This window comes from Paenibacillus mobilis (assembly GCF_058267595.1).
Genome location: NZ_JBZCMS010000018.1, coordinates 53,806 through 63,742, shown reverse-complemented (window position 1 = coordinate 63,742; position 9,937 = coordinate 53,806). Strand labels below are relative to the sequence as shown.

The following is a 9,937-nucleotide window of genomic DNA, read 5'->3' as shown; positions in this document are numbered from 1 at the left end:
ACTCATTTTGAATCTGACGAGATCGGAGCGAAATTCAAATCCACATGGATTTGAATTTCATCCCCAATGTATCTCATTTATTTCTCACTCGTTGTTCAGTTTTCAAAGATCAAACCAGCGATTCCACTCGCTTTCGTTCTTCACCGCATCTCAGCGGCGACTTTTATAATATAACACAGGGTCGTTGAAATTTGCAAGACTTTTTTTATTTTTTATGAAGATAAAAGATCTCTTCATAAAAGCTGTTTTATTCATCCTGCTGCTGTTCCTGCAAAATCAGAACGAGAGTTAATTTAACACATCCTACTGTCTGGTGTCAACAATAAAATAGATTGAACTAAAGGAAAAGATCCTGTTCTAGCTGCGTGCTCCTAATCTTTGCCGGAGCCTTTCTTTAGTTCAGCCTATTAGGATGTCCTGGTTAAGGTTTAGCCTGAACTTTGGTACGGCGGGCGTACTTGGATAACTCTTTAGAAGGGGCAAACCGGGCATACATACGAAATACGGTATTGTATCTTTTGGCGATCGCGCTGCGAATATCTTGGTCGAGCCTTTGATCGCTGAGGTCAAGCAGCATCTCGTCAAGCTCCTTGCGCAGCACATAATCCAATTCTCTGCATTCTTTATCGTTAAACAGCATACCCAACATGGTGTGATTCCTCCTTAATTTATAAATCCCCGGTACGCTTTGTTTAACCTGCTTCCACGGCAGGTAAACCTCCTTTGGGAATTGCTTTACTGTTATGCTCAATTTTTGGGAAATTTATGAACCGTACCGGAAATTTAATTTCGCACCAGATGATAGGTAACCGTACTTTCTATTAAAGCAGCGACCACAAGAAGGATCACAACCCACACGGTTGCCCCCAAAGCCGCCGTCAAGAAACTTTTCCATTCTTTATTTCGATTCAGCGATGTTCCCTTCCGGCTTAAGAATAGATTTGACCAGACCATCCCTCCAAACCTAAGGCCAAAGCCGCAGGCAATCAGCAAAGCAGGAATCTCTATGATTCCATGCGGCAGCAGACCTTTAATGATTAACTCGCCTAAATCGGCCCCCGCCGCTCCGCTGGCTGAAACCACAAACCCTAGGGCCAGACCGTTAAGAAGCAGAAAAAGAACCGGAAGCAGGCCAAAAAAGGCGCCTAGCCAAATCACGAGTACGCTTTTTATGGCATTGTTCAAGAAAATAAACACAAAGTATTGGAGCTCGGGATTTTCGCTTGCCGCCAGCCCGCTGCTGATCTGCCTCAGCTTTTCGACTTCCCCCGAAACAATGGACTGCAGGATCCCGGCATTCAAGCTCCCGATCACAACACCTGCAGCAAATAGAACAACGGAAAGCAGCATGGCCCCTTTATAACGGAATAAATGCAATTTCAGCATGGTACTCTCCTTTGAATTTTTTTAGAAAAACAAATCGCTGCCCGCCTCCGACGACATGGGACGAGACAGTCATAAACCCGATCGGTACGAGCATACACTTGTACAAATCCATAACGCAAATCTGATAACGAGAGGGTGCAGCCGCAAGATGAACAACTTTTTTTATGTATTCAGCGGAAAAAAAATCAAACGTTATTTCTTCATTTTTGCCGCAGCATTGCTGGCAGCAGGAGTCGTTTATATCGAAAGCGACAATATTACCGTTTTTTCGGAAAGCAGCCCTTCAGCCGTCTACAGCGTTTCTACCGAGAAAAAAATGATCGCGTTGACCTTTGATATCAGCTGGGGCGAAAAACGCGCGGAGCCGATCTTAAAGGTTCTAAAGGATAAAGGTGTGCAAAAGGCGACCTTTTTCCTCTCCTCCCCATGGAGCCAGACACATCCCGAAATTGTAAAAGACATTCAGGCCCAAGGATTTGAAATCGGCAGTCACGGGCATAAGTACGAAAATTACAGCCAGCTTAGCGAAGAAGAGATTACGAACCAGCTTAAGTCTGCCCACACGATTTTGACCGATTTAACGGGAGAGGCTCCAAAGCTGCTGCGTTTGCCTAACGGCGATTTCGACAAAAGAGTGCTGCGTATTGCGGACGGTATGGGCTATACGGTGATTCAGTGGGATACCGATTCCCAAGACTACATGAATAAAGGCGCAGAAAACATTGTAAACCGCGTCGTCTCTAAAGCACACCCAGGGGACATCGTTTTGCTTCATGCCAGCGATATTGCCAAATACACCGAAGAAGCGCTTCCCGCCATTATCGATGAACTTCGGGCTAAAGGTTTTGTGTTTGTGTCCGTATCCGACCTGCTCGATCAGGCCAATACAAAAGGCAGCGAAGTGAAGGACCAAGCATCGATCCGCCGTGATTTAGAAACTGCTGCCGGTATTGGTTTTTAGTTCAACTCCTGAAATCTGCTGGGTATTCGGCAGGCCAGGAACTGTTTATTTTCGGTTAAAAGCTCCCGCTTTCACGGGGGCTGTTTTTTTAGTCACAGGAATAATTCAATTTTCCCGTTCGCATACTATCCACAGCATAAGTAAAGGAGGAGCGAACTTGGACATGAGAGCAATCCATTACTGCCGAACCCTATGTCTTATTTGTACGATTATTATACCTCTTACGGCTTGTGGTTCCGAGCAGAGTTCATCCGCCCCTGCCCAAGGGGGCTATAAAGAAACCAAATCCATGGTGATTGATATCCTAAAAACGGAAGAGGGCAGAAAAGCCATTATGGAATCCCTCACTTCAACCTCGGGGACTTCTGGCAGTATGAGCTCCGAAAGCACCGATTCCGAGTCGTCCGGCGAATCCGGATCCGATTCCGGTGAATCAGGCGGCAGCGGAAGCTCTTCCGGAGGAAGCGGCACCGGGGGAACGATGGGCATAAAAATGCTTCTGCCTAATCAGACTTACAATGACGTAAGACTGGCCGTTAAAGAAACAATGACCGCACCCGAATATAAAAAAGAAATCGAAAAAATTATGACCGATCCTCAATTTGCGGGCGATTTTGCTAAAGTGATCAACTCGCAGAGCAAAGAGATGCATATGCAGCTGATCAAAGATCCGAATTATCAAAAGTCTGTGATGGAGATCATGAAATCGCCAGAGGTATCGAAAATGTTTCTGGATTTGACCAAAACCTCCGATTACCGGAAACAAACGATGACGATCATGCAGGAAGCCATGCAGAACCCGCTGTTCAAATTGGAAGTCATGAACCTGCTCAAAACTGTTGTTCAGGAGCAGCTTTTGCCTGAGGTGGAAAAGAACCAGCAAAGCAGCAATCAGCAAGGCGGCGGCGGAAGCGGCGGAGAAAATGGCGGAGACGGCGGCGGCGGGGGTGGTGGAGGAAGCGGCGGCGGGGGCGGCGGCTCTTAAAAAGAAGTCTTGGAAGCACAGTTAGCCGGTTAAGCACAACCAAGCAGCAAGCAGCTATCCTCATTTGCTCCCTGCCGTGAAATTTACCCGTTAGTTATATCACGGTTAATCCGGAACCGTAAAAAAGGACCGACCCAAGGGTCAGTCCTTTTTGCATTTTTCGATGATATGTGCAGCGGTTTCAGCAAAAATAGCCGCCGTTTTGGTTTCTGCCTTGTAAACGGACGGGGAAAAATCCGGCTCGGACAAATGATTATCCGGAGCGCCCAGCGGAACCTGCGCCAATAGCTCGGTATGCAGCGTTTCGGCCAGCCTGGCTCCCCCGCCTCTGCCGAAAATATAATCGCGTTCCCCGCAAGAGGAGCATTCGTAATAAGCCATGTTCTCTACCACGCCCAGCAGCTCATGATTCGTCTGAAGAGCCATAGCGCCCGCTCTGGCCGCTACAAACGCGGCTGTCGCATGCGGAGTGGTTACGATGATTTCCTTGGTCTGCGGCAGCATCTGATGCACGTCAAGCGCTACGTCGCCTGTTCCCGGCGGCAAATCCAGCAGCAGGAAATCAAGCTCGCCCCAGTTCACGTCCGCAAGGAATTGGCGGAGCATCCGGCCGAGCATCGGTCCACGCCAGATGACCGGGTTATTTTCCCGTACGAAAAAGCCCATCGACATCACTTTGACGCCAAAGCGCTCAACGGGCCTAATAACGCCCTCTTCCACGACTGGCGCTTCTTCGATGCCCATCATGTCGGGAATGCTGAAACCGTAAATATCGGCGTCGATAAGGCCCACGCGTTTGCCCTGCCGGGCGAGCGCTACGGCCAGATTTGCGGTGATGGTGGATTTCCCCACCCCTCCCTTGCCACTGGCCACCGCGATAAATGTAACGCCGGAGGCGGGATCCATGAGCGGCAGTTTCTCCAGGCCTACGCCATGCCCTTTGAGGCTGCCGCCTCCAGGACCCACTTCATTGGCTTCTTCGCCATTTTGGGGCGGGAGGCCAACTTTTTCCCGTTCGCTGTCTGAAGCTTCTCTATAGCGGACATGAAGGTCCACTGCTCCCGCCTGGGTGAGACGGGCTTTGATTTCATTATCGAGCCTGTTCTTCATATCCTCGGAGAGGTCCGCTGTGACTACCGTCAAGGAAATACGGTTATCCTTGATCATGACGTCCCTGATCCACTGCATTTCCACCAAACTTTGCTCAAATCTTGGGTCGGCAACCGGTCTGAGCGCGGCCAAAACCCACTCTTTTGTAATCATTCTAGCACCTCTATTTTATTCTATTTAGAGCTTGGTCTATTGTAATGTGATCTTTATTATACATGATCCACGGGATCAAGTGGTAGGTTTTGCTTTCTCCCCGGCTTCATAGCGCAGAATTCCTTTATAAATAGAGGCTGCTACTTTCCGCTGATAATCCTCGTCCCCAAGCAGCTTGGACTCGTCGGGATTGGACAGGAATCCGACTTCCACCAGGACCGAAGGAATTTTAAGCTCTTTAAGCAAATATACGTAATCGGCGCTTTTGGCGACGCGGTCGGTATTTTCCAGGTTAGTGCGAAGCTCCTCCTGAACCAGGTCCGCAAAAACCTGGCTCTCCGGATGGCTCGGATGATAAAAGGTCTGAGCACCTCTCCATTTGTTTGAAGGAATGCTGTTCATATGGATGCTGACCATCAGCTTGGCGTCTTGTTCTTCAATCAGGCGGACCCTCTTTTTCAGATCCTCCGTTTTACGTTTGCTGTAGCCGCTAGTGCCGTCATCGGCCAAATCCTTGTCGGTCTCGCGCGTCATATACACGATAGCTCCGGCCTGCTGCAGGTAATCCCGCAGATACAGCGCCACGGAAAGATTGATGTCTTTTTCAATAATGCCGTCCTTGCTCGACGCCCCTCCGTCAGGTCCTCCATGGCCGGCGTCCAGGGCAATCACCTTCCCTGCAAGCGGAAGACTCCAGTAGTTGGATACCTTTTGGGCTGGAACCTCGTAAAACAAAATGCCCGCAAGAAGGGCGAGGAGAACGGCGCTGAACAAGATCCGTTTAACGTTGCTGAGGGAAATCCACAGCGTAACTGTTTTTCTTGGCTTCATAAAAAAACCACCTCCGTACCCATATAGACTCTAATCATCTATATGGGACAAGGTGGACAAATATGCCGTTTAACGCGCGAAAGAACTGAAAAGAGAAAAGCTAACCGAGACGCCTCATTAACGCACGGCAGGTTCGGACATGCCATTAATAAGCACTTGGGCTACTTCAGGACGGGTAAACTCCGGAGGGGGACATTGTCCCTCTCTAAGCAAAGCCCGCACCTTGGTGCCGGAAAGCGTCAAATGATGTTCTTTGCCATGCGGACAAGTTTTGCTTGTCGCCATGTTGCCGCATTTTTGGCAGAAAAAGCTGTGCTCAAAAAACAGGGTTGAGATGCCAATCTCTTCAGGCGTGAAGTTGCCGAAAATCTCCTGCGCTTCATAGGTGCCGTAATAATCGCCTACTCCCGCATGGTCGCGGCCGACGATAAAGTGAGTGCAGCCGTAATTTTTCCGAACCAGGGCATGGAAAATCGCTTCACGAGGTCCCGCATACCGCATAGCCGCCGGGAATACGCCGAGAAAAGCGCGGTTCTGCGGGTAATAGTGTTCCAGGAGCACCAGATAACTGGTCATGCGGATGTCCGCCGGAACGTCGTCGGATTTGGTTTCGCCGACAAGCGGGTTCAGGAACAGCGCATCCACGATTTCCATCGCGCTTTTTTGAATATATTCATGCGCACGGTGAACCGGGTTGCGGGTCTGGAAGCCAACAACGGTTCTCCAGCCTTTTTCGGCAAAAATTCGCCGGGTCTCCGCCGGATCGAAATAAAACTCCTCGAAACGTTCAGGGCTTGGACGGCTCAATACGGTGACCGGACCTCCCACGTAAAGGGGGGAGCGCTCCGAAAGCTTTTTCACGCCGGGATGCTCAGGGTCGTCCGTTTTGAATACTTTCCGCGCCTCTTCCTGCTGATCTATGCTGTAAATGCTCTGAACGTCAAGCAGACCGTATACCTTACCGTCTTCCTGGCCCACAAGCGCAGCTTGTCCTCCTAAAGAGAGCTTCTGCTTCTCCTCCTCCGTGACGGAAAGGGTAATGGGAATGCTCCATACGGTACCGTCCGCCAGCCGCATCTCATTTACGACAGAACGGTAATCCTCTTCATTCAAAAAACCGATCAGAGGCGAAAAAGCGCCTACCCCGATCAAATCCAAATCCGAAACGGCCCAACTGCTTATTGCGATTTGCGGCAGATCTGCCGCCTTCTTCAACAGCTCTTCCCGTTCGGCCCCTTCGCTAATCCGGTTTACCAAAGTCCCGCCATGGGGTAAAATTGCCGTCATCGTCTGTCAGCCCCCTTATTTATGCAGTCCGCATTCCGTTTTCTCGAAACCCGACCACCGCCCCGCTCTTGGGTCTTCACCCGGAAGCACCTGACGCGTGCACTGCTCGCAGCCGATGCTTGGATAGTTCTGGTCATGCAGGGGATTATAAAATACATGGTTCTCACGGATGTAATTCCATACGTCTTCGGAGGTCCAGTCCGCAATCGGATTAAATTTAACCAGGCCGAACTTCACGTCGTATTCGATCTTTTTCGAATTCGCCCGAGTCGGTGCCTGATCACGGCGTATGCCTGTAATCCACGCTTCATATTGGGATAAAATCCGGGTAAGCGGCTCCACCTTGCGGATATTACAGCAGGAAGTCGGATCGCTGCCCCACAGCTCGGCTCCATGCTGCTCGGCCTGTTCTTCAGGGGTAAGCAAAGGGGAGACACGCACAAAATCAAGGCCGTAACGGTCGGCCAGAACATCTCGGGTATCGTAGGTCTCTTTAAAATGAAAGTCCGTATCCAGATAAAAAATATCAGTCTTCGGGCTAACCTTTTGCAAAATATCCACCAACACAACATCCTCCGCCCCAAAGCTGCAGGCAAAAGTAATGTTCGGAAAAGCTTCCACCGCCCAGGCAATGACCTCCTCCGCGCTGGCATTCTCCAGCTCTACCGCCTGTTCCGCAATCAACCGTTCTTTCTCAATCAAATTCATCCGTATCGCCCCTCCTATACTTCTCTGGCCATCCTTCGACCTTGCAACCATTGCCTTGATCCTTTACCTTACATCCTTAGATCTCTGCAATCTTCTCCAGTCACCCTGTAACCCTTTAATGCAGACAAGTCCTACTAAACAAATAAGAATTATTAAAGTTAAGTTAACATTCCCCCTAATATATGTCAATGCTGAAAATGAAAATTACCTCTTTATCCATCGCATTTTTCTCGCCCACGCATAAACTGAATCGACAACCAAATTATCAGAAAAAAAGCACGCTTTTCGGAAAGTGGTTATAGAAGGGAGTTAACGCTGGTGGCCCCGCAAAAAAAACAAAAATACGGGAGGAAAGCCCCCCCTTCTAAAGCGAAATCAAATTCAAATTTTAAATCGGATTTAAAATTCAAAAACCCCGGCAAAATCGAACTCACCGTTGCAGCCCTCCTGCTCACCGGAAAATTGAAAGTAGATTCCATAGAACTATTTAGAGAAGCCTCCTTAGTGATCAGCCTGATTGGCCGATATGATACTTTATTAAAATCCGATCCTTCCAATGTAGATAAAATCATGAGTTTTATGGACCAAAACGGAGACGCCACGATGAACGACATCCTCGAAGCATTGAAGAAAAAAACGGGTAATGTTTAGCTCTGCTTGGCTTCGATGTACTCAAACCGAAGGAAAGAGGGGTATTATGGGAGAATTTGATGGAGTGGGATTTACAACGGTTATCTTTATCGTTATTTTGGTCTTTTTGTTTTTTTACGGATCAACCGATATCGAGGATTATACAACCGGTCCAACACCCGCATAACGTCGGACGGCCAAGCTTCCTCCATACAAAAAAACAAGCCTTGGCCATGTGGCCAAGGCTTGTTGCTTGTAGCTTTCTCGAACGACGCCCCTTGCAGACAAAACAAAAACCCCTGGCCATAAGGCCAAGGGCTTTGAATCCTTGATACACAAGGGATATTAACGTTTCGAGAACTGAGGAGCACGGCGAGCTGCTTTGAGGCCGTATTTCTTACGTTCTTTCATACGAGGGTCACGAGTCAGGAATCCGGCTTTTTTCAAAGCAGGACGGAACTCAGGGTCTGCTTTCAGCAGAGCGCGGGAGATACCGTGACGGATTGCACCGGCTTGACCGGAGATGCCGCCGCCGTTAGCGATAACGATAACGTCGTAGCTGTTCAAAGTTTCAGTAAGGTTCAAAGGTTGTTTTACGATCAGTTTGAGAGTTTCCAAACCGAAATATTCGTTGATATCACGTTTATTGATGACAATGCGTCCTTCACCCGGTACAAGGCGAACACGAGCTACCGAATGTTTACGACGACCTGTCCCATAGTATTGTACTTGTGCCATGAAACTGTCCTCCCTTTTAATTATCCGCGAAGTTCGTAAACTTCAGGTTTTTGTGCTGCATGTGGATGCTCAGTACCAGCATATGCTTTCAGTCTCAGCTTCATTTTCTCGCCTTGACGTGTTTTAGGCAGCATGCCATGTACAGCGGATTCGATCATACGCTCAGGTTTTGTTTTCAACAAATCTTGAGCCACTGTCACTTTCAAACCACCTGGATGCAGGGAGTGACGGTAGTATTTTTTGTTTTGCATTTTCTTGCCTGTCAAAGCGATTTTCTCGGAGTTGATAACAACTACGAAATCCCCAGTATCCACATGAGGAGTAAATTGTGGTTTATGTTTGCCGCGGATCAGCGCAGCTACTTCACTTGCCAAACGACCCAAAGTTTTGCCTTCAGCGTCAATGATATACCATTTGCGCTCAACTTCGTTTGGCTTCGCCATATAGGTGGTACGCATGAAAAGATCCTCCTTCATTATCATCACAAATCGTCTTTTAGTATACGTTGCGGGCTCAGGAGCTTCCTAAGCCAAACATCGCATATTTATGTTCGTTCGTTGATTATTCATGGTTTGAAAAAGCTTGTTGAAATACCTTATTTTTGCGCGTTTCTTGACTCGGGGCCGTGGGATAGCCATCAAGAAAACACAACTTATATTCTACAGGATAGAGTATAAATAAGCAAGCCTTTTCGATTATTTATTCAGCAGAAAATCAGCTTGGTTGTTTAACCCAGGAATCCTTTTTTAGTCAAAAAGATCTCCGAATACATCCAGAACCGACTTTTTCTTCTTCGGCTTATAGTGCCCCTGTCCATGGTGAGAGTCATATCCTTTGCCTTCTTTATATGAAGGATTGGCAGAACGGTGCTTATAATCATCGTCATCCCCATCATCATCACGGTCATAGTTACGACCTTCTGACCATTCGTTAAATGCCGGGCGAATCTCGCGTATTCCGCCGAGCAGCTTATCCAGCTCCCCGCGGTCAAGCCATACCCCTTTGCATTCCGGACAAACGTCGATCAAGACCCCGTCTTTCTGGACTTCCTTCATACGCACATCATGACAAACCGGACATTTCATGAAATAGAGCCCTCCTTAGCCTTTTGTAGGATATACGTAAAGAACTAAGTTGGGTTTCAAAGA

The 9,937-nt window shown here is 48.3% G+C and carries 12 protein-coding genes; 3 read left to right on the top strand and 9 right to left on the bottom strand.

The window, feature by feature from the left end; translation table 11 throughout:
- Positions 1-421: 421 nt before the first annotated feature.
- Positions 422-649 (bottom strand): hypothetical protein, encoded by a 228-nt coding sequence (locus tag AC3ZPD_RS22085; protein ID WP_490986400.1) that lies wholly within the window; start codon positions 647-649, stop codon positions 422-424.
- Between the two features lie 134 nt (positions 650-783).
- Entirely contained in the window at positions 784-1,386 is a 603-nt protein-coding gene (locus AC3ZPD_RS22080) for a stage II sporulation protein M (RefSeq protein ID WP_490986399.1), read from the bottom strand.
- A 148-nt stretch (positions 1,387-1,534) separates the two neighbouring features.
- Here AC3ZPD_RS22080 and pdaB point away from each other — a divergent pair, with 148 nt between their 5' ends.
- Both pdaB and gerD read left to right on the top strand, forming a co-directional pair.
- On the top strand, positions 1,535-2,347 hold the full coding sequence (gene pdaB, locus AC3ZPD_RS22075; protein WP_490986398.1) for a polysaccharide deacetylase family sporulation protein PdaB: 813 nt from the start codon (positions 1,535-1,537) through the stop codon (positions 2,345-2,347).
- 163 nt (positions 2,348-2,510) lie between these two features.
- Positions 2,511-3,332: a spore germination lipoprotein GerD gene (gerD, locus tag AC3ZPD_RS22070; RefSeq protein ID WP_490986402.1), complete on the top strand. Its 822-nt coding sequence runs from the start codon at positions 2,511-2,513 to the stop codon at positions 3,330-3,332.
- A 141-nt stretch (positions 3,333-3,473) separates the two neighbouring features.
- On the opposite strand, the gene AC3ZPD_RS22065 is transcribed toward gerD, so the two are convergent.
- The 4 genes from AC3ZPD_RS22065 to AC3ZPD_RS22050 form a co-directional block, all read right to left on the bottom strand.
- Positions 3,474-4,595 (bottom strand): Mrp/NBP35 family ATP-binding protein, encoded by a 1,122-nt coding sequence (locus AC3ZPD_RS22065; protein ID WP_490986397.1) that lies wholly within the window; start codon positions 4,593-4,595, stop codon positions 3,474-3,476.
- A 75-nt stretch (positions 4,596-4,670) separates the two neighbouring features.
- A complete protein-coding gene (gene cwlD, locus AC3ZPD_RS22060; protein WP_490986396.1) occupies positions 4,671-5,426 on the bottom strand; it encodes an N-acetylmuramoyl-L-alanine amidase CwlD in 756 nt (251 codons plus the stop codon).
- A gap of 117 nt (positions 5,427-5,543) precedes the next feature.
- Positions 5,544-6,713, bottom strand: coding sequence for a sulfate adenylyltransferase (sat, locus tag AC3ZPD_RS22055; protein ID WP_490986395.1), 1,170 nt, complete (start codon positions 6,711-6,713; stop codon positions 5,544-5,546).
- Between the two features lie 15 nt (positions 6,714-6,728).
- A complete protein-coding gene (locus AC3ZPD_RS22050) occupies positions 6,729-7,421 on the bottom strand; it encodes a phosphoadenylyl-sulfate reductase (RefSeq protein WP_490986394.1) in 693 nt (230 codons plus the stop codon).
- 318 nt (positions 7,422-7,739) lie between these two features.
- Between AC3ZPD_RS22050 and AC3ZPD_RS22045 the strand changes: the two genes are divergently transcribed.
- Positions 7,740-8,072: a hypothetical protein gene (locus AC3ZPD_RS22045; protein ID WP_490986393.1), complete on the top strand. Its 333-nt coding sequence runs from the start codon at positions 7,740-7,742 to the stop codon at positions 8,070-8,072.
- Positions 8,073-8,396: 324 nt separating this feature from the next.
- On the opposite strand, the gene rpsI is transcribed toward AC3ZPD_RS22045, so the two are convergent.
- From rpsI to AC3ZPD_RS22030, 3 genes are all read right to left on the bottom strand, one after another.
- Positions 8,397-8,789 (bottom strand): 30S ribosomal protein S9, encoded by a 393-nt coding sequence (gene rpsI / locus AC3ZPD_RS22040; RefSeq protein ID WP_068698182.1) that lies wholly within the window; start codon positions 8,787-8,789, stop codon positions 8,397-8,399.
- Between the two features lie 20 nt (positions 8,790-8,809).
- Complete coding sequence (gene rplM, locus AC3ZPD_RS22035; protein ID WP_490986392.1) at positions 8,810-9,247, bottom strand: 50S ribosomal protein L13; 438 nt, start codon at positions 9,245-9,247, stop codon at positions 8,810-8,812.
- A 288-nt stretch (positions 9,248-9,535) separates the two neighbouring features.
- The gene (locus AC3ZPD_RS22030; protein WP_490986391.1) at positions 9,536-9,874 is read right to left on the bottom strand and encodes a TFIIB-type zinc ribbon-containing protein; all 339 of its coding nucleotides are present in this window, start codon (positions 9,872-9,874) and stop codon (positions 9,536-9,538) included.
- Positions 9,875-9,937 lie beyond the last annotated feature (63 nt).